The organism is Streptomyces sp. NPDC004609, from assembly GCF_042873655.1.
Lineage (GTDB): Bacteria > Actinomycetota > Actinomycetes > Streptomycetales > Streptomycetaceae > Streptomyces.
Map to the genome: position 1 here is coordinate 109,522 of NZ_JBIALS010000013.1, position 19,887 is coordinate 129,408.

The following is a 19,887-nucleotide window of genomic DNA, read 5'->3' on the forward strand; positions in this document are numbered from 1 at the left end:
GCGCCATGATCGATCCACTGAGCGACCTCGCCTCACTCCGGGCGGCCACGGAACGGCTGCTCACCGCGGCCGACGCCATGGACAACGCCACCGCCGCCGGACCGTCACGGCTGCCGGGCTGGCGCCGCGGTCATGTCCTCGCCCATCTCTCCCGCAACGCCGACGCGCTCGTGAACGTCTTCGAGGGCCGTCCCATGTACGTGAGCGCCGAGGCCCGTGACGCGGACATCGAGCGGGACGCCGGCCGGCCGGTCGACGTCCAGCTCGCCGATCTGCGCGACAGCGCCGCCCGGCTGGCGGCCGTGGCCGCGCTCCCCGGCGACTGGGAGCGCCCGGTCGAACTGCGCAACGGCGTCGTCGACCGGGCGGAGCGGCTGCCGTTCCGCAGGCTCGTCGAGATCGAGCTCCACCACGTGGATCTGGACATCGGCTACGAGCTGGAGGACCTGCCCCGCGACTTCGTCCTGCGGGAGATCACGTTCCTCGCCGAGCGGTTCGCCGGGCATCCCGGAGTCCCGCCGACCCGGATCGTCGCGTCCGGCGACCTCGGCGACTGGTCCACGGGCGGCGCCCAGGGCGAACCGGTGACGGTCGGCGGGCCTCCGGCCTCGCTGGTCGGCTGGCTCGCGGGCCGCCGTTCCGGGGCGGATCTCACCGTCCGCACGAACTCCGCGACCGCCGGGCCGCCTGTGCTCCCGCCCCTCTGAATCCCGCCTCCATGAATCCCGGCACGGCCGAACCGGGAGGTCCAGGGGCGGTCCGGAGCCGGGGTCCGGTTGCCGGGAGGCCCATGGCCGGAGGATCCGCTTCCCCACGGCGGGAAGCTCCGGAGCCGGGCGTTCCGGGTGGGCCCGGCGGATCCCGGGAGTACGGGGCCGGGAGCCCGGGGACACGGCGTCCCCCGCGGTCACGGGCCCGGCGGTGCTCGCGCCGCCCGTGTCCGGGCCCGGGGATAGGCTGCCCCTCATGACGTACAGCGGAGTGGTGAAGGTCGGCGGACCCGCGGATGTGCACGAGCTCACGGATCTGATGATCTCCAAGGTCGCGGTCGGCCCGATGGACAACAACTGCTATCTCCTGCGGTGCCGGGCCACCGGCGAGCAGCTGCTGATCGACGCGGCCAACGACACCGGAACCCTGCTCCGGCTGATCGGCGAGGACTCGATCGCGTCCGTCGTCACCACCCACCGCCACGGCGACCACTGGCAGGCGCTCGCCGACGTCGTCGCCTCGACCGGCGCCCGCACCTACGCGGGGAGGTACGACGCCGAGGGCATTCCCGTCCCGACCGACGTGCCCGTCGAGGACGGTGATGTGATCAGGGTCGGCCGGGTCGAGCTGACCGCGCGCCACCTGGTGGGACACACCCCGGGTTCGATCGCCCTGGTCTACGACGATCCGCACGGCCCTCCGCATGTGTTCACGGGCGACTGCCTCTTCCCCGGCGGGATCGGCAACACCCGCAAGGACCCGGATGCCTTCGCCAGCCTCATCGGCGACGTGGAGTCGAAGCTGTTCGACCGGCTGCCGGACGAGACCTGGGTCTACCCCGGGCACGGCAGGGACACCACACTCGGCGCCGAGCGCCCCCATCTGCCGGAGTGGCACGCCCGCGGCTGGTAGCCACCGGGCCTCCCGGGGCACCTCGCCCCTGCGGGACACGCCCCTTCAGGAGGTGCCCTCCGCCGCCTCCCCCACGGGCACGTCGACCGGAGCCCCGCCAACGCCCGCCCCGGGGCGGGCGGCGAAGCGCTCCCGGACCCCCGGCGGCAGCGGTCCCAGGCCCAGCAGACCGGTGACCAGGTCGGCGGTGAGCCTGTGCCAGACGGGAGCACGGCGGAGCATCGCGTGGTCGCCGCCGGGCATCCGCAGCCCGCAGACACGCGCGCCCGCGTGACGCGCCCGGTCCGCGAGCGCCCAGGAGGCGTCCGGGTCCGTCACACGGTCGGCATCACCGTGGACGAGGACGATCCGCTTGCCGGCGAGATGCTCCACCGGCTCTCCGCCGGGACACCACGGCGCGAGCCCGATCACCGCCTCGACCAGCGGGTGCGCCGCGGCGCGCAGGGCGGCCCGGCCGCCCATCGAGTGCCCCACCAGGACCACCGGGACGGGCCCGGTGAGGAGAGTCAGTTCGTCCAGGGCCCGCAGGGCGTCCGCCGCCGCGTCGGCGCGGTCGCCGTTCCAGCCGCGCCGGCGGTAGCGGACCGAGCCGAGCAGCACCTCCGCGCCGTCGGTGGCGCGGGCGATCGCCCGGCCGAAGGGGCGCATCCGGACACCGGGCAGATTCAGGCGGGGTGGCGGCTCCAGTGCGTCCTCGCGGCCTCCGTGCAGCAGCAGTACGGCCGCCGCAGGACCGCCGGGAACGCGGTCGAGCCGCAGGGCGGCGGGGAGGGGCTCCTCTTCGGGGGTACGAATGGGTCACGTCCTCGTCGGGTCCGGGCCCGCGGGCGCGGGGCGGGCGGGCTGCGGCAGGTGCAGGGTTGTACACGCCGTCGGACGCACGCCGGGTTGCGCCGGGTTCATCGTCACCGGGCCGCACCGCGCCGCGGGCGTGGCCAGGGGGCGCGCACCCCGTGCGGTGATGCGCCCGCCCCGGGGGCGTGGCCGATCACGGTACGCCGGGTCGTCGCGGGTCCGGGGCCGCCCCGCCGGATCACCGTACGCCGGGCCGGAGCCGCCTCACGCCGGGGGCCGCGCCCGTACGGGACCGGCCGCATCGGAGCCGTACCCTTGCCGACCCGCCGCACGCGCACCGCCCCTGCCGCACGCGCAAGGACCCCGCCGTACGCACCCGGGTCCCGCCGTACGCGTACGGACCCCGCCGGATCGGGAGGCCCGAGCCGGGCCCGCCCCTGTCACGGCGGAAGCGTCGCCGTCACCACCAGTCCCCCGCCGTTGCGCGGACTCGCCTCCACCGTGCCGCCATGGGCACGGGCCACCGCCCGCACGATCGACAGCCCCAGGCCCGCTCCCCTCGTGCTGACCAGACGGTCGCTGCCGAGGCGGCGGAACGGTTCGAACAGGGTGGGAATGTCGTACGGCGGCACCACTGGCCCGGTGTTGCTCACTTCGACCTGGGCGCTTCCGTCGGCGCCGGTGCGGCTGATCACATGGATCGAGCCACCGCTGCCGGAGTTGTGGCGGATGCCGTTCTCGACGAGGTTGTGCACCATGCGCTCCAGCAGGAGCGCGTTTCCCGTGGTCGTGGCCTCCTCCGCCTTCTCGTGGACGGCGATGCCCGCGCGCGCTGCCTCCGGCCCCGTCTGCGCGACCACATGGGAGACGACGTCGGCCAGATCCACGGGGAGCCGGTCGGTGATCTCGTTCTCCGAGTCGGCGAGCAGCAGCAGGCCGCTGATCAGCCGCTCGTGCCGGATATTGATCTCCAGAAGGGTCTCGCCCAGCTGTTTGACGTCTTCCGACGCCGCCTTGCGGTGCATCGCGACCTCGACGAGGGCACGGCCGAGGGTGAGCGGGGTCCGCAGTTCGTGGGAGGCGTTGGCGACGAAGCGCCGCTGGCCGTCGAAGGAGCGGTCCAGCCGTTCGACCATGGTGTCGAAGGTGTCGGCGAGGTCCTTGACCTCGTCGTCGGGGCCGCTCAGGGCGATGCGTTCGTGGAGTCCCCGGCCGGCCGCCGGGGCGGCGGCGATACGGCTCGCGGTTTCGGTGACCCGGTGGAGGGGGGCCAGGACCCGGCCGGCGACCAGCCAGCCGAACCCGGCCGCGGCTCCGCCGACGACGAGGAGGACCAGGCCGCCCTGGCCGAGCAGGGTGGTGACCGCGGCGTCGTTGAGCTTCTCCCGCTGCGCCTTCATCCACTTCTCGTCGACGGCCTTGACCTGCTTGCCTTCGACGGCTGTGGGCAGCGGGGGCGGGGACGCGCCGGGGGACGCGTCGGGGGACGGCTTGTTCACGGCAGAGATGATCTTCGGTCCCCCACCGTTGAGCTGCTGGTTGAACAGGACATAGGTGACGCCGAGCATCACCACGCCGGCGACCAGGAAGAGCCCGCCGTAGATCAGGGTGAGCCGGGTGCGCAGTCCGATCCGGGCCGGCAGGATCCGGCCCGGCCCCCGCGGCCGGCGCCCGGCCCGTGTCCGCGCTCCCGGCCCCGGCACGGACACAGAACCGGAGTCCCGCGGCCCGGGCTCCGGCCCGGCGGTGGGCTCCGGCCCGGCGGTGGGCTCCGGCCCGGCGGTGGGCTCCGGCCCGGCGGTGGGCTCCGGCCCGGCGGTGGGCTCCGGCCCCCGCGCCGGCCCGGCACCGGCGGACCCGGCCCCTGAGCGGGACCGGCGCCGGGACCCGGACCGCCCCCGGAACCCGGGGCCGGGCTCCCGCTCGGACCGGTGACCCTGGTCTGCTCGGGGCTCGGCGTCGTTCATGGGATCCGATACCCCACTCCCGTAACGGTTTCGACGACCGGTGGGCCGCCGAGCTTGCGCCGCAGCTTGAGCACGGCGAGCCGGACCGCCCCCGTGAACGGATCCGCGTGCTCGTCCCATGCCTTCTCCAGCAGATGCTCCGTGGAGACCGCCGCGCCGTCCGCGCGCAGCAGTTCGGCGAGGACCGCGAACTCCTTCCGCGACAGCGGCACGAACCGTCCCTCGCGGAACACCTCGCGGCGGGCCGGGTCCAGGGTGATGCCCGCCCGGCGCAGGACGGGGGGCGCCGCGGGGCGGGAGCGCCGGCCGAGCGCCTGGACGCGGGCGGCGAGCTCGGGGAAGGCGAACGGCTTGGTGAGATAGTCGTCCGCCCCCAGGCCCAGCCCGTCGACCCGGTCGGCGATCTCGGCGGCCGCGGTGAGCATCAGCACCCGGGCGACGGCGCCGGACTCGGCCAGTCGACGGCAGACCTCGTCCCCGTGGACGGCCGGCAGGTCCCGGTCGAGCACGATCACGTCGTAGTCGTTGACGTCGATGCGCTCCAGGGCCGACGCGCCGTCGTGGACGATGTCGACGGCGTGTGCCTCCTCGCGCAGCCACTCGGCGATCGCGCCGGCGAGCATCGGCTCGTCCTCCACCACCAGAACCCGCATCCCCGTGACCTTCCTTCTCCCGGTGGGGGCCGCTCCGCATCCGGCGCGGCGCGATCCCGGGGGTCCATGGTGGAGGCTGCCACGTTTCCTCCCTGTTAGCAGCCCGGGCCGCCGGAGTCCGCCGTACGGGCGGTCCGGGACCGGAAACGGAGAGGAAACGGCCGACTGCGTTCCATCACTCCTCGGGCGGCCGGAACTCCTCCGGCCCGCAGCGAAGGAGACGACTCCATGCGATCACGTACCCGCAGGGCGCACGCCGCTCTGGCGGTCCTGCCGCTCGCGCTGACCCTGGCGCTGGCCGGCTGCTCGTCCGGCTCGGACCAGAAGGACGTGGCCTCGGCGGCGACCGGCAAGGCGTCCGGCGCCAAGGAGGCCAAGGACGGGGAAGCCGACGGGCCGGACGGCGACGGAAGGGACAAGGCCCTGCAGTTCGCGAAGTGCATGCGCGACAACGGCGTTCCGATGGAGGACCCGAAGGACGACGGGAGGTTCGTCCTGGAACTGGACAAGAACACGAACAAGGCCGACGTGGACAAGGCCATGAAGGCGTGCCGTCAGTTCCAGCCCGCGGCCAAGGGGAAGGGCAAGATCGACCCGAAGGCCGCCGAGGCGATGCGGAAGCTCGCCCAGTGCATGCGCGAGAACGGCGTCGAGGGCTTCCCCGACCCGGCTGCGGGCGGCGGCATCAAGATGGACCGGAGCGTCGGCGAGGACCCCGACTTCAAGGCGGCGGACGAGAAGTGCAAGTCCATGCGCCCGAAGAAGCCCGAGGGGCAGTGATGGGGGAACCGACCGTGGAGGAGCTGACGGACGGGCGCCCGGCCGGCACGCCCGGGGACACACCCGCCGCGACGCCCGGCGAGGCGGCACCCGACGCCACCCCCGACGCGCCCGGTGACGGCGAACCGGGCCGTGGGCCGAGGACACGCCGCCGCAGAAGGCGCGGCCGGAAGGTCGCCGTCGCCCTCGCCGCACTGGCCGCGGGCGGCGCGGTCACCGTCGCCACGCTGGGCCTCGGCGGGGACCAGGGTTCGTCGGACGGCGGTGCCGCGAGCGATCTGCCGCCGAGCACGGCCAAGGTGACGAAGCAGACCCTGGAGGACGTTCACGATGCCGACGGCCAGCTGGGGTACGGTCCGTCGACGGAACTCTCCGGCCGGCTGACCGGCACGCTGACGGATCTCCCCGAGTCGGGTGACCGTGTCGGCCGGGGCAAGCCGCTGTACGAGGTGGACAACAAGCCGGTGACCCTGATGTACGGCTCCCTGCCCGCGTACCGCGAGCTGAAGGAGGGCGTCGAGGGCCAGGACGTCAAGCAGCTGGAGCGGAATCTCTCCGCGCTCGGCTACAGCGGCTTCACCGTCGACGAGGAGTTCACCGGGACGACGGCGTCCGCGGTGAAGGAGTGGCAGGAGGACCTGGGGCTCGACGAGACCGGGGCCGTGGAGCTGGGACGGGTGGTGTTCGCGTCCGGCGAGGTACGGATCGACGCGCTGGACGCCGATGTGGGCAGCGCGGTCTCCATGGGCGGCAAGGTGCTCTCGTACACCGGGACCGCGAAAGCCGTCACCGTGGAACTCGACGTGGCCGACCAGCAGTTGGCGAAGGAGGGGGCGACGGTCGGCGTCACCCTGCCCGACGACACGGTGGTCAACGGGCGGGTCGACGACGTCTCCACGATCTACCAGGCGGCGTCCGGGCAGGAGGAGGAGGCCTCGACCGTCATCGAGGTGGTGGTGGCCCTGAAGGACGAGAAGGCCCAGAAGGCGGCCGAGTCGTACGCCCTGGCGTCGGTGACGGTGAACTTCACCGCGGAGACCCGCAAGGACGTGCTGACCGTGCCGGTCTCCGCGCTGCTGGCACTCGCCGAGGGCGGCTTCGGCCTGGAGGTCGTCAGCGGCGGCAAGACCTCGTACGTCCCGGTCACCACCGGCCTGTTCGCGGACGGCAGGGTGGAGGTGTCCGGCACGGGCATCACCGAGGGCACGACCGTGGGGATACCCAAGTGATCTCTCTGACGGAAGTGACCAAGGTCTACGCGGGCGAGGTGACCGCGCTCGGCGGCGTGTCGCTGCGGATCGCACGCGGCGAACTCGTGGGAATCGTCGGCCCGTCCGGTTCGGGCAAATCGACGATGCTGCACGTGCTGGGCACGCTGGACCGGCCCACCTCGGGACGTGTGCACATCGACGGGTACGACGTGGGCGCGCTCTCCGACGGCAAACTGTCCGCGCTCAGGGCGAGCCGGATCGGCTTTGTGTTCCAGCAGTTCCATCTGGCGTCCGGCACCCCCGCGCTCGACAACGTGGCGGACGGGCTCCTGTACTCGGGGTTCCGTTCCGCCGAGCGCCGGCGCCGGGCCGCGGCGGCGCTGGAGCGGGTGGGGCTCGGCCATCGTATGGACCACGAACCCCATGAGCTGTCCGGCGGTGAGCGCCAGCGTGTGGCCATCGCCCGTGCGGTGGCGGGCGACCCTCCGCTGCTGCTCGCCGACGAGCCGACCGGAGCGCTGGACTCGGTGTCGGGGGAGGGTGTGATGACACTGCTGCGCGAGCTGCACGCCGCGGGCACCACGGTGGTGGTCATCACCCATGACCGGGAGATCGCCGGATCGCTCCCCCGCCAGGTGCGGATGCGGGACGGCCTGGTGGTCGAGGACGTCGTCACCGCGCCGGTGGGGGTGGGACCGTGACCTCCAGCGCACTGCTGCCGGAGAAGGACAGGACACAGCCGGCCGACGCTCGGGATCTGCGTCCTGCCCGGCTGGGGCCGCGCGATGTGATCAAGGTCGGTGCGGTGGGGCTGCGCACCCGCCCCATGCGCGCCTTTCTGTCGGCGCTGGGCATCGCGATCGGTATCGCCGCGATGGTCGCGGTCGTGGGCATCTCGTCCTCGTCCCGCGCCGAGCTGGACCGTACGCTCGCCGCGCTGGGCACCAATCTGCTGACCGTCGCCCCCGGCTCGACCATGACCGGCGAGGACGCCCAGCTGCCGATGGAGGCCGAGGCCATGGTCAGCCGGATCGGCCCGGTGGAATCCGTGTCGGCGGTCGGTGAGATCGCCGACGCCAAGATCTACCGCAACAGCAAGATCCCCCCGGCGGAGACGGGCGGTCTCGTCGCCCTGGCCGCGCGCACAGACCTGCGGGAGGCGGTCGCCGCGGAGCTGCGCAGCGGCACCTGGCTGAACGCCGCGACGAGCAAGTACCCGGCGGCGGTCCTCGGCGCGACGGCGGCCGAGCGTCTGGGCATCGGCCGGATCGGCCCCGACACCCAGATCCTCATCGACGGCAGGTGGTTCACCGTCGTGGGCGTCCTGGAGAAGGCCCCGCTGGCCCCGGAACTGGACACAGCCGCCCTGGTGGGCTGGCCGGTGGCCCAGACGGAGCTGGGCTTCGACGGGCATCCGACGACCGTCTACACCCGGTCCGAGGAGTCCGCCGTACCGGCCGTACGGGATGTGCTGGGGCCCACGGCGAGTCCCCAGGCGCCCAACGAGGCCGAGGTGTCCCGTCCCTCGGACGCGCTGGCGGCGCAGCAGGCGGCGGGTGAGGCGTTCACCGGTCTGCTGCTGGGCCTGGGTGCGGTGGCCCTGCTCGTCGGCGGTGTCGGGGTGGCCAACACCATGGTCATCTCGGTGCTGGAGCGACGGGCCGAGATCGGGCTGCGCCGTTCCCTGGGGGCCACCCGGGGGCAGGTCCGTACGCAGTTCCTGGCGGAGTCCCTGCTGCTGTCCGCGCTCGGCGGGCTGGGCGGGGCGGCGCTGGGGTCCGGTGTGACGGTCGGCTATGCCGTCTACCAGGGCTGGCCCTCCGTGGTGCCGCCGTGGGCGGTGTTCGGCGGTGTCGGCGCGACGCTGGCCATCGGCGCGCTGGCCGGTCTCTACCCGGCCGTACGCGCCTCCCGCCTCTCTCCCACCGAGGCGCTGGCCACGCCGTAGCGCCCGGGCCGGACGGGGCCCGGACAACCGGGAACGGTGGGTGCGACGGCCGAGCCGCCACACCCACCGTTCTGTGCCGTACGGGCCTCTCCCGGTCGGGCCGGGGTCCGGGGCCTCCGGCCCACCCGAGCTTCGGAGGTCGTGTCCGAAGCGGTCCCGGCGGGCGGGACCCGGGGGTCCGGCCCGCCGGACCCCCGAAGTCGCCGGAGCCCCGGCGGGCCGGCCCTTCCTGCGCGGTGGGGCCGGTCCGCGGCCGGGGCTCAGGCCCCGATGCTGTCCTTGTCGCCGTCCTTGGACTTCGAGGACGACGCGGACTCCGTCACCTCGCCCTTGGCCGCGGCCTCGGCGGCCTCCCGCTCCGACTGCTTCTTGGAGGCGATGAGGCTGGTGATGGTGGTGATGATCAGCACACCGCAGATGACCGCCAGCGAGAACGGGATGGAGATCTCGGGGACGTGCACCCCGCTCTCGTGCAGTGCGTGCAGCACCAGCTTGACGCCGATGAAGCCGAGGATCACGGACAGGCCGTAGCTGAGGTGGACCAGCTTCCTCAGCAGTCCGCCGATGAGGAAGTACAGCTGGCGCAGACCCATCAGCGCGAACGCGTTGGCCGTGAAGACGATGTACGGGTCCTGGGTCAGTCCGAAGATCGCGGGGATGGAGTCCAGCGCGAACAGGATGTCCGTGGTGCCGATGGCGAGCATGACGACCATCAGCGGCGTCAGGACGCGCTTGCCGTTGTTCTGGATGAAGAGCTTGGTGCCGTGGTACCTGTCCGCGACGCCGAACCGCTTCTCGATGGACTTCAGGAGGCGGTTCTCCTCGAACTCGTCCTCCTCGTCGTCGGAGCGCGCCTCCTGGATGAGCTTCCAGGCGGTGTAGATCAGGAACGCGCCGAAGATGTAGAAGACCCACGAGAAGCTGGCGATGATCGCGGCGCCGGCGGCGATGAAGATGGCCCGCAGGACCAGCGCGATCAGCACACCGACCAGCAGCACCCGCTGCTGGAGGTGGGAGGGCACCGAGAACTTCGCCATGATCAGGACGAAGACGAAAAGATTGTCGACACTGAGCGACTTCTCGGTGATGAAGCCGGCGAAGAACTCTCCGGAGGACTGGCTACTGCCGAAGATCAGCAGACCGATACCGAAGAGCACGGCCAGGGCGATCCAGACGATCGTCCAGATTCCGGCTTCCTTGATCGACACGTCATGGGGCTTGCGCCCGATGAAGAAGTCGACGGCGATCAGGGTGCCCAGACCGAGAATGGTCAGCACCCAAAGAGTCAATGAAACGTCCACTGCGCCTCCGGCGTCGTACGGCTACTTGATCAGCGTCGTCGCTGCCGGAGGTCTCCTCCACCCGGTGACACCTGCCACCTCGGGCCGACGCCCCGGGACCTGTCGGTCCGTATTGACGGGCACGCCGCAGCCGGGAGTACTCCCCTCCGCTCAAAGGAGCGTACAGGACAGCCCAAGGAAGGGTAAAGCGATTGGTAAAGAGATATTCAAATACGCAGGTCAGCGACCCCAGGATCGCCGTGCGGCGGTCACCTGGTCCAGCACTTGGCGCAGAATCGCGCTGCCCGGCGGCACCGCAGGCGGCTGATACGTCCAGGAGTGCCGGACCCAGGGGTCGGCCAGATGGTCGTCCGGCACGGGCGTGATGCGCAGCAGCGAGCGCCACAGCGGGTCGAGCACGGGCCCGTACGCGCTCGCGTCCTCGCGGTCGGCGACCATCATCAGATGCACCCCGACCGAGGGGCCCTCGTCGGCGAGATAGCGCAGCTGGGTGACGGCGCGGTCGTCGAAGCCGTGCGGGAAGTCGTTGACGATGAGCAGCTGCTCGGAGGTGTCCAGATCGGGCGGCAGGGCGTCCGCCGCGCCGCCGCGCACCGCCATGGTCACCAGATCCACCCGCTGGGTCAGCCTGGCGAGGGTCTCGGTGACTCCCTGCGCGCCGGTGGCGGGCGGCGCGGCGAGGACTCCGGACTGGACCAGTGGAGCGAACGAGGTGGCTCCGGTGCCCGCCGGGTCGATCACATGGACCGTGAAGTCGCCGGGCGGGTGGACGGCGAGCAGCCGGGCCGCGTGGGTGACCGCGCAGTCCACGGCGAGCTTCCTCAGCTGGGCCTCGTCCAGCATGATCGCGGCCTCGGAACCGGCGCGTCCGCTGTCCACCCACAGACCGCGCTCCAGCGGCAGCCTGATCAGGAACGGAATGCGCAGCTCCGGGGTCTCGGGCAGCTGGAGGTCGCCCAGGCGCAGCGCCATCGGGTTCTCCATGGGCACGCGGTACGCGTGCCAGACGGGGTTGTCCCAGCGGGCGAAGGCGGGCGGCAGCGCGGGCTCGACGACATCGGACTCGGCGGCGAGCTGCGCGAGGTCGCGGTCGAGCGCCTGGCGGGCCTGGACGGTCAGCTGCTCGCACTTGGCACGGGCCGCCGCGCGGGCCGCGTCACCGGCTCCTCCGATCCGGCTGCGCGGGTCGGACAGGGCCTGGTCCAGCTCCTGGTCCATCCGGGACTCGGCGAACTCGACGGCGCTGCGGTAGGCGGCGACGGTACGGGCCAGGTCCTCGAACATGCCCCAGATCTGGTTGTAGAGCCGCTCCTCCATGGACCAGCCGGTGGCGTCGCCCGCGACGGGCCGCGACGGCCTGCCGGGCTCGGCGGCGGGCGTGGCCGGGGGCGGCGGGGGCGGGGCGGAGCGGCGGCGGGGGTGCGCGTAGTCGATGGGGCCGCCGGGCACGGTCGGGGCATCGGCCGTGGCGTCCTGCTGGCCGTCTGCGGGGCCCGGCTGGGGGCCGCCCGGCCCGGTGAGCCCGTCCGCGACGGTGGCGTCCGGTGCGGGTGTGTGGTTCGGCCGGGAGCCGGAGGTGCGGCCGTAGGCGCCGTCGGCGGCGCTTCCCGTACGCAGGTGCGCGGGCTCCGCCCGGGGCGGGCGCGGGGTGACGGCCCCCTGGATCTCGGCGGCCCGCTCCCGGGCCCGGTCGACGCGCTGGTCGGTGAGCAGCTGGGCGAGCCCGCCCGCGTACCCCTGTCCGACCGCGCGCACCTTCCAGGCGCCCTGGCGGCGGTACAGCTCGAAGGCGACGAGCGCGGTCTCGGCGTCCAGGCCGGTGATGGTGAAGCTGGCCACCTCGACGCCGTCCCGGCTGATGACGGCCAGGAACGGCGCGGCCGTGGCTCCGAAGTGCGCCGGGCCCCCGGTGCCCTCGGGGAGCGCGAGCAGCAGGCTGACCTGGTGCACGGCGGCGGGCACGGCGTCCAGGTCGACGCTGAAGCGGGGTGCCTCGGTGACGCCCGGGGGGACCTCCACGCCGGGCAGCGCCGGCGCGCCGGGATGGGCGAGCCATTCGTCCCGTACGGCCCCCTGCTCGTCGGAGCAGGTGGCGCAGGCCACCATCGGATGGCCGGCGGACACCCGGACCTCCAGGCGGGTGTCGGGCAGCGGATGGTTCTGCCCACGGACCAGCTCGGCCGTCATCGCCTTGTCCCCTCGATGCTGTAGTCGGTGCTGTCGTCGGGCGGGCGCGGGTGGTCGTGTGCGCGGTGCCCGATGGTGGTAAGCGGTGCAGCTCCCGGTGGCCTGCCCGCCTCCGGGAGCTGCGTGTACGTCCGTACGGTGTCCTGCGGTCCCGCCTGCGGGTGCCTACAGGTGGGGCAGGATCGCCGGCATCAGGTCCTGGAAGGTGCGGCCGTTGGCGGGGTTGCCGAGGGCGGTCATCGTCCAGCCGCCCCCGACGCGGTGCACCTTCGCCATGATCTGCGCGGTGTAGTTGCCGCCGCCGTCGAGGGTGTAGCGGGCCAGCTCCTGGCCGTTGGTCTCGTCGACGATGCGGCAGAAGGCGTTCTGCACCTCCTGGAACGTCTGGCCGGTGAAGGAGTTCACCGTGAAGACGATCTGGTCGATGTGGACCGGTACCCGCGCGAGGTCGACGAGGATGGCCTCGTCGTCCCCGCCCGAGCCGGCGCCGCCGACCATGTTGTCCCCGGTGTGCCTCACGGAGCCGTCGTCGCTGACGAGGTGGCGGAAGAAGACGACGTCCACCGGCTGCTTGTCGGCGAACAGCACCGCGGACGCGTCGAGGTCGATCTCCTTGGTGCGCGAGCCGAACAGACCGCGGCGGGCAGCCGCCTGCCAGCCGAGCCCCATCCTCACTGCGGTGAGAGTGCCCCCGTCGCTCTTCTGCAGGCTGATGGCCTGACCCTTGGTCATATTGACCGTCACGCGCTGTCCCCTTCTCGGTTGAGTGCCCCGCCCATATGAGCGGCTCATCAGCACCCTACGCAGTCGCGTCAACGGTGCGGCACAATTGGCCGGTTTTTGTGTCGGTCTTGCAACACACCAGGTGCCCGGGCCCCGGCACCCCCGATTCGGGCCCCGGAAACACACCGGTGCGCGTGATTCAGGAGAGGCCCGCCTCCTTCATCTGGCGCAGCTCCTTCTTCAGTTCGCCGACCTCGTCACGCAACCGCGCGGCCACCTCGAACTGGAGGTCGGCGGCCGCGGCCCGCATCCGCTCGGTCATCTCCTCGATGATCCCGGCCAGTTCGGCCGCGGGGCGGTCGGTGAGCAGCTCGCCCCGGGTGCCGGACCCGCCCGCCCGGGCGGCCGTCGCCGGGACCGGGGCCTTGGCTCCCCGGCCCGGCTTCTCGCCCTTGGGCCTGCGGTAGTCGGTACCGAGCAGTTCCTCGGTGTCGATCTCCTCGCGCGCGATGGTGGCGACGATGTCGTTGATCTTCTTGCGCAGCGGCTGGGGGTCGATGCCCTTCTCGGTGTTGTACGCGATCTGCTTCTCGCGGCGGCGGTTGGTCTCCTCGATGGCCTTCTCCATGGCCGGGGTGATCTTGTCCGCGTACATATGGACCTGGCCGGAGACGTTGCGCGCCGCGCGGCCGATCGTCTGGATCAGCGAGGTGCCGGAGCGCAGGAAGCCCTCCTTGTCGGCGTCGAGGATCGCCACCAGGGAGACCTCGGGCAGGTCGAGGCCCTCCCTCAGGAGGTTGATGCCGACCAGGACGTCGTACTCGCCGGAGCGCAGCTCGCGCAGCAGCTCGACCCGGCGCAGGGTGTCGACGTCGCTGTGCAGATAGCGGACCTGGATGCCCAGTTCGAGGAAGTAGTCGGTGAGGTCCTCGGCCATCTTCTTGGTGAGGGTGGTGACCAGGACGCGCTCGTCCCTCTCGGTCCGCAGCCGGATCTCGTGCACCAGGTCGTCGATCTGGCCCTCGGTGGGCTTGACGACGACCTCGGGGTCGACCAGGCCGGTGGGGCGGATGATCTGCTCCACGAAACCGTCGCCGCGGGAGAGTTCGTACGCCCCGGGGGTGGCCGAGAGATAGACCGTCTGCCCGATCCGCTCGGTGAACTCCTCCCACTTCAGCGGCCGGTTGTCGAGTGCGGACGGCAGCCGGAACCCGTGCTCGACCAGGGTCCGCTTGCGGGAGGCGTCGCCCTCGTACATCGCGCCGATCTGGGGGACGGTGACATGGGACTCGTCGATGACCAGCAGGAAGTCCTCGGGGAAGTAGTCGAGGAGGGTGTTGGGGGGCGAGCCGGGGTCGCGGCCGTCGAAGTGCATCGAGTAGTTCTCGATGCCGGAGCAGGAGCCGATCTGGCGCATCATCTCAATGTCGTACGTGGTGCGCATGCGCAGCCGCTGGGACTCCAGGAGCTTGCCCTGCTTGTCCAGTTCGGCGAGCCGCTGGTCCAGCTCCTTCTCGATGTCGTCGACGGCCCGCTCCAGGCGCTCGGGGCCGGCGACGTAGTGGCTGGCGGGGAAGACGTAGAGCGACCGGTCCTCGCTGAGGATCTCCCCGGTGATCGGGTGGAGGGTGGACAGGGCCTCGATCTCGTCCCCGAACATCTCGATGCGGACGGCCAGCTCCTCGTAGACGGGGAAGATCTCGATGGTGTCGCCGCGGACCCGGAAGGTGCCCCGGGCGAACGCCGTGTCGTTGCGTGTGTACTGAATGTCGACGAAGCGGCGCAGCAACTGGTCGCGGTCGATCTCGTCACCGACCCGGAGAGGGACCATCCGGTCGACGTACTCCTGTGGGGTGCCGAGGCCGTAGATACAGGAGACGGAGGCGACCACGATCACATCGCGCCTGGTCAGCAGGGAATTCGTGGCCGAGTGGCGCAGCCGCTCCACCTCCTCGTTGATCGAGGAGTCCTTCTCGATGTACGTGTCCGACTGGGGGACGTACGCCTCGGGCTGGTAGTAGTCGTAGTACGAGACGAAATACTCGACCGCGTTGTTGGGCAGGAGCTCGCGGAACTCGTTCGCCAGCTGGGCGGCCAGGGTCTTGTTCGGCGCCATCACCAGGGTGGGGCGCTGAAGCTTCTCGATCATCCAGGCGGTGGTCGCCGACTTGCCGGTGCCGGTGGCGCCGAGCAGGACGACGTCCCTCTCGCCCGCGAGAATACGGCGCTCCAGATCGGCGATGGCCGTGGGCTGGTCGCCGCTGGGCTGGAAGTGACTGACGACCTCGAAGGGCGCCACCGTACGTTCGATCTTGGAAACGGGCCGCATGGATCCACCGTACGACCCCCCACTGACAACCGGGTGCCGAAGCCGTGCGCGGGCCCCGGGGCGAACGGCCCTGCCCCGGGACCATGCCTGGTCAGGCGGTCGATGCCGCCCTTCCGGGCGGTCACCAGCCGTCGGCGCGCGGAGCCTCCCGGTGCATCGTGGGATCGGTGGCCCAGCCGGCGGGACGGGTCCCGAGCGTCATTCCGGCGCCCGCGGCGGGGATCCCGGGGGCCTGCGCCCCCTTCTTGCCGGGCTTGTTCCACTCGGGGTCCCCCATCACCAGCATGGGGTCGAACATCACGACGACTCCCGCGAGCAGCAGGAAGATCACGGGTCCGAGCAGCATGGGCAGCAGCAGCGTGGTCGCCGACTCCCCGACACCGGCGGACGTGGGCACTCCGTGGAGATGGACGCTGACCGCGGCCATTCCCGTGTAGTGCATGCCGGTCACCGCGACGCCCATCACCAGGCTGGCGCCGAGGCTGGCCAGGAAGCCGTGGATCGAGACGGCCGCCCAGAGGGCCGCGGTGGCCGCGACGACGGCGACCACGACGGACAGGACGACGGTGAAGGTGTCGTACTTGATGCTGCCCTGGAGCCGCATTCCGGCCATTCCGAGGTAGTGCATGGAGGCCACACCGAGTCCGGTGACCGTTCCCCCGGTGATGAGTGCCATCGGGGTGGCGCCGCGGTATCCGACGATGAAGATCCCGATGCCGACCATCACGATGGCCACGGCGAGGCTGGCGAAGGTGATGGGGCGGTCGTAGGTGATCGGGACCTCGTCGACCGTGAAGCCCATCATGGCGATGAAGTGCATCGTCCAGATGCCGGAGCCGATCGAGGTGGCGCCGAGGGCCAGCCAGCCCGCTTTGAACGATTCCGTGTTCCGTACCGACCTGGTCGTGCAGCGGAGCCCGAGCGCCGCGCCGAGACAGGCCATCACATAGGCGGCTACGGGTGTGACGAGTCCGTAGGAGAAGCCGTCCATGGTTCCCTGCATGAGTTGGTCCTTGCCCTTGAATCCCGCAGTCCTGGTCTTGGTCGCGCGATCCCCCGATGGAACGTGTGTTCAGGGGGTGAGGGTATGACCCCGAAGGGGTTTGGCAAACACGTGGGGGGAGATTTATCTCCACAGAAACCATCACGTGACGCGTTCTGTGTGCATTCGTTCACATTTTTGCCACGCGTTGCCTGCTCCTCATTGGCTGACAACTGCCACTCTCGGCACATCCGCAACCCGGCCTCCAGAGGAGTCAAGGTGTACGCACGTCCTGTCGCAGCAACCGCCGCCGTCCTGGGTCTCGGCGCGGCACTGTTCTCGGGACCGGTGGCCCAGGCCGACGAAAGGGGCCGTACCGCGCCCGCGTCGGCCGGCCGGTACGGCGATCCGCTGATCATCGCGCACCGGGGTGCGTCCTGCGCCGCGCCCGAGAACACCCTCGCCGCCGTCGACCTCGCCGACCGCATGGGCTTCGCCTGGGTCGAGAACGACGTCCAGCGCACCAGGGACGGCGAACTGGTCGTCATCCACGACGACACGCTCGCGCGCACCACGGATGTGGAGGAACGGTTCCCCGGACGCGCTCCGTGGAACGTGCGGGACTTCACCGCCGCCGAGATCGCCACGCTGGACGCGGGCAGTTGGTTCGGCCCGACGTGGGCGGGCGCGCGGATCCCGACGCTTGAGCAGTATCTGAACCGGGTCGACCGCAACGGCCAGAAGCTGCTGCTGGAGATCAAGCGGCCCGAGCTGTACCCGGGCATCGAGAAGGACACCCTGCGCGTCCTGCGCGAGGAGGGCTGGCTGGACCGCAAACACGTCCGGCACAAGCTCGTCGTCCAGAGCTTCGGCGCGGACAGCGTCAAGGCCGTGCACCGGCAGCGGCCGGATGTGATCACCGGCTTCCTCGGCACCCCCACGGTCGCCGATCTGCCCTCGTACGCGGCCTTCACCGACCAGATCAACCCGGCCGCCTCCACCATCACGGCCGATTACGTGGCCTCGGTTCAGCGGCTCAAGGGCGCCCACGGCAAGCGGCTCCAGGTCCACACCTGGACCGTGAACGACGCCGCGGGCGCGGCCCGGGTGGCCGGATTCGGGGTGGACGGGATCATCACCAACAACCCGGACGTGGTGCGCGACACGGTGGGCTGAGCCGGGCCGCGGGAGCGCTCGCGCGGGCGATGTCGGTGCCCGGTCGTACGGTGGTTCGCATGAAGAGCTTCGAGTGGACCGTCGTGGGCACCGGCATCGGCCCGCTGCTCCTGGCCGCAACCGGCAGGGGCCTGGTCGCTGTGGTCTTCCACGCCGACGCGCGCGTCCGGGACACGGCGCTGCGTCAACTGGCTGCACGTCTCGCCGCCGAGCCCGTGGAGGACGCGACGGGCCGGCTCGCCGAGCCGATACGCCAGCTGGAGGCGTATTTCGCGGGCGATCTGCGGGAGTTCTCGTTGCCGCTCGACTGGTCGCTGTCCGGCGGGTTCAACCGCGAGGTGCTGCGGGAGCTGGCGGCCGCGGTCCCCTTCGGCACGGTCGTCGGGTACGGCGACCTGGCCGCCCGTGTCGGACAGCCGGGCGCCGCCCAGGCCGTGGGGGCGGCCATGGGGTCCAATCCACTGCCGGTGGTCGTGCCGTGCCACCGGGTGGTGGAGACGGACGGCGGGCTGGGCGGCTTCGGCGGCGGCCTGGAGACCAAGCGGAGGCTGCTCGCACTGGAAGGGGTCCTTCCGGAACCGCTGTTCTGAGGGTCCGCGAGGTCCTTCGTCCGGCCCCGGCTCGTCGTACGGCGTCTTGTGCCGTACGACGAGCCGGGGTGCCGGCGGCCGCGGTGGAGGCGCCACCCGGCGCGGCGCCACCCGGACCGGCCCGGGACACGAGGGAAATCCGAGGTGGGAGCCAAGACGGCGGTTTCGTACAGACTTGAACGAGCTGGCACACTGCGCACGTGAGCACGAACCCTGACGCACCTGACATATCCGATGCCGGAGCCGTGGATCCCGGGAGTGTCACGGCACTCCCGGGATCCACGGCTCCGGGCCCCTCGGTGACGGGCAGGGAGTCCGTGGCGGACCCCGCGCGGTCCGCCACAGGCCCCCTCGGCACGGCTCCGCCGGAAGGAACGGTCTCCGAGGACGAACTGCCCGCGCTGCGCCGCCGGGTCACCTCGGTCCTGGTCGCCAGCCAGATCCTCGGCGGCCTCGGGATCGCCACCGGGGTCGCCCTCGCCGCCGTGCTGGCACAGCAGGTGACCGGGTCCGACGCGCTGTCCGGGCTGGCGTCCACCGCGTCCGTCGCCGGGACCGCGCTGCTGTCGATGCCGCTGGCCGCCCTGATGACCGCCCGGGGACGGCGCCCGGGACTGGTGCTCGCGTATGTGATCGGGGCCCTGGGCGCGGGCGTGGTCGTCCTCGGCGCCGTCGTCGAGAACTTCCCGCTCCTCCTGGTGGGACTGGCCGCGTTCGGCGCCGCCTCGCTGGCCAACCTCCAGGCCAGGTTCGCCGCCGCCGATCTCGCGCTGCCCGAGCGGCGCGGGCAGGCGATCTCCACCGTGGTGTGGGCGACCACGATCGGGGCGGTCCTCGGCCCCAACATCGCCGCCCCGGCGGGCCGCAGCGTCGCCTGGCTGGGTGTCCCCTCGGCGGCCGGACCCTTCGTCTGGGCCGCGGGGGTGTTCCTGCTGGCCGCCGCAGTGCTGCAGGTGCTGCTGCGCCCCGATCCGCTGCTGACGTCCCGCGCGCTGTCCCCGGCCGACGGCTCGCCGAGCGAACGCTCCCTGCGTGCCGCCGTCCGTGCCGTACGGGAGTCGCCGATGGCCGTGCTCGCCCTGGTCACCATCACCGTGGCACATACGGTGATGGTGTCGATCATGTCGATGACCCCGGTCGCCCTGAGCCATCACGGCGCGGGCATCGAGCTGATCGGCCTCGTCATCAGCGGCCATATCGCGGGCATGTACGCGTTCTCCCCGGTGATGGGCCGACTGGCGGACCGGGTCGGCCGGCTGGCCGTGATCGGGCTCGCCGTCGGACTGCTCGCCGTGGCCGCGCTGCTGGCCGGTACGGCGGGTCCGAGCCACGCCCAGAACGCGGCCGGACTGTTCCTTCTGGGGCTCGGCTGGTCGGCGGGGGTGGTCGCCGGTTCGGCGCTGCTCACCGACTCCGTGCCGCAGCCCGCCCGCGCGCCCGTCCAGGGGCTGTCCGACCTGGTCATGAACGCCTCCGCGGGCGTGGGCGGCGCGCTCGCGGGACTTGTCGTCGCCCAGGCGGGCTACGGATGGCTGAATGTCATCGGCGCGGGTCTGCTGCTGCCGCTGGCCGTCCTGACCGTACGCAGGTCGCTCGACTGAGGGTTTGGGCCGCCGTTCCCT

General features: G+C 71.9%; 17 protein-coding genes. 9 read left to right on the forward strand and 8 right to left on the reverse strand.

What is annotated here, in order from left to right:
- The first annotated feature begins 5 nt into the window (after positions 1-5).
- Entirely contained in the window at positions 6-707 is a 702-nt protein-coding gene (locus tag ACFYT4_RS15590) for a maleylpyruvate isomerase family mycothiol-dependent enzyme (protein WP_389268561.1), read from the forward strand.
- 259 nt (positions 708-966) lie between these two features.
- Positions 967-1,623, forward strand: coding sequence for an MBL fold metallo-hydrolase (locus ACFYT4_RS15595; protein ID WP_389268563.1), 657 nt, complete (start codon positions 967-969; stop codon positions 1,621-1,623).
- Between the two features lie 45 nt (positions 1,624-1,668).
- Here the strand turns inward: ACFYT4_RS15595 and ACFYT4_RS15600 are convergent, their stop codons facing one another.
- From ACFYT4_RS15600 to ACFYT4_RS15610, 3 genes are all read right to left on the reverse strand, one after another.
- Positions 1,669-2,271: an alpha/beta fold hydrolase gene (locus ACFYT4_RS15600; protein WP_389268565.1), complete on the reverse strand. Its 603-nt coding sequence runs from the start codon at positions 2,269-2,271 to the stop codon at positions 1,669-1,671.
- A gap of 587 nt (positions 2,272-2,858) precedes the next feature.
- Complete coding sequence (locus ACFYT4_RS15605) at positions 2,859-4,127, reverse strand: sensor histidine kinase (RefSeq protein ID WP_389268567.1); 1,269 nt, start codon at positions 4,125-4,127, stop codon at positions 2,859-2,861.
- A gap of 254 nt (positions 4,128-4,381) precedes the next feature.
- Positions 4,382-5,038, reverse strand: coding sequence for a response regulator transcription factor (locus ACFYT4_RS15610; protein ID WP_389268569.1), 657 nt, complete (start codon positions 5,036-5,038; stop codon positions 4,382-4,384).
- 228 nt (positions 5,039-5,266) lie between these two features.
- On the opposite strand from ACFYT4_RS15610, the gene ACFYT4_RS15615 reads away from it, so the two are divergent.
- From ACFYT4_RS15615 to ACFYT4_RS15630, 4 genes are read left to right on the forward strand one after another with little or no spacing between them, the layout of a single operon-like run.
- Positions 5,267-5,818, forward strand: coding sequence for a hypothetical protein (locus ACFYT4_RS15615; protein ID WP_389268571.1), 552 nt, complete (start codon positions 5,267-5,269; stop codon positions 5,816-5,818).
- On the forward strand, positions 5,818-7,047 hold the full coding sequence (locus ACFYT4_RS15620) for an efflux RND transporter periplasmic adaptor subunit (protein ID WP_389268573.1): 1,230 nt from the start codon (positions 5,818-5,820) through the stop codon (positions 7,045-7,047). Before ACFYT4_RS15615 ends, ACFYT4_RS15620 begins: the two co-directional genes overlap by 1 nt.
- Positions 7,044-7,730: an ABC transporter ATP-binding protein gene (locus ACFYT4_RS15625; RefSeq protein ID WP_389268575.1), complete on the forward strand. Its 687-nt coding sequence runs from the start codon at positions 7,044-7,046 to the stop codon at positions 7,728-7,730. Before ACFYT4_RS15620 ends, ACFYT4_RS15625 begins: the two co-directional genes overlap by 4 nt.
- Positions 7,727-8,977 carry an ABC transporter permease gene (locus ACFYT4_RS15630; protein ID WP_389268577.1) on the forward strand — a complete coding sequence of 417 codons (1,251 nt, stop codon included), beginning with the start codon at positions 7,727-7,729 and terminating at the stop codon, positions 8,975-8,977. Before ACFYT4_RS15625 ends, ACFYT4_RS15630 begins: the two co-directional genes overlap by 4 nt.
- A 260-nt stretch (positions 8,978-9,237) precedes the next feature.
- On the opposite strand, the gene ACFYT4_RS15635 is transcribed toward ACFYT4_RS15630, so the two are convergent.
- The 5 genes from ACFYT4_RS15635 to ACFYT4_RS15655 form a co-directional block, all read right to left on the reverse strand.
- Entirely contained in the window at positions 9,238-10,278 is a 1,041-nt protein-coding gene (locus tag ACFYT4_RS15635) for a TerC family protein (protein ID WP_389268579.1), read from the reverse strand.
- Positions 10,279-10,497: 219 nt separating this feature from the next.
- Complete coding sequence (locus ACFYT4_RS15640) at positions 10,498-12,465, reverse strand: TerD family protein (RefSeq protein ID WP_389268581.1); 1,968 nt, start codon at positions 12,463-12,465, stop codon at positions 10,498-10,500.
- Between the two features lie 165 nt (positions 12,466-12,630).
- A complete protein-coding gene (locus ACFYT4_RS15645) occupies positions 12,631-13,209 on the reverse strand; it encodes a TerD family protein (RefSeq protein WP_389268583.1) in 579 nt (192 codons plus the stop codon).
- 178 nt (positions 13,210-13,387) lie between these two features.
- A complete protein-coding gene (gene uvrB / locus ACFYT4_RS15650) occupies positions 13,388-15,517 on the reverse strand; it encodes an excinuclease ABC subunit UvrB (RefSeq protein ID WP_389268585.1) in 2,130 nt (709 codons plus the stop codon).
- Positions 15,518-15,638: 121 nt separating this feature from the next.
- Positions 15,639-16,520: an MHYT domain-containing protein gene (locus ACFYT4_RS15655; RefSeq protein ID WP_389268587.1), complete on the reverse strand. Its 882-nt coding sequence runs from the start codon at positions 16,518-16,520 to the stop codon at positions 15,639-15,641.
- 258 nt (positions 16,521-16,778) lie between these two features.
- Here ACFYT4_RS15655 and ACFYT4_RS15660 point away from each other — a divergent pair, with 258 nt between their 5' ends.
- The 3 genes from ACFYT4_RS15660 (at position 16,779) to ACFYT4_RS15670 (ending at position 19,866) form a co-directional block, all read left to right on the forward strand.
- Entirely contained in the window at positions 16,779-17,675 is an 897-nt protein-coding gene (locus ACFYT4_RS15660; RefSeq protein WP_389268589.1) for a glycerophosphodiester phosphodiesterase, read from the forward strand.
- A 59-nt stretch (positions 17,676-17,734) separates the two neighbouring features.
- Positions 17,735-18,265: a methylated-DNA--[protein]-cysteine S-methyltransferase gene (locus ACFYT4_RS15665; protein ID WP_389268591.1), complete on the forward strand. Its 531-nt coding sequence runs from the start codon at positions 17,735-17,737 to the stop codon at positions 18,263-18,265.
- 392 nt (positions 18,266-18,657) lie between these two features.
- Positions 18,658-19,866, forward strand: coding sequence for an MFS transporter (locus tag ACFYT4_RS15670; RefSeq protein WP_389268681.1), 1,209 nt, complete (start codon positions 18,658-18,660; stop codon positions 19,864-19,866).
- Positions 19,867-19,887: the final 21 nt, after the last annotated feature.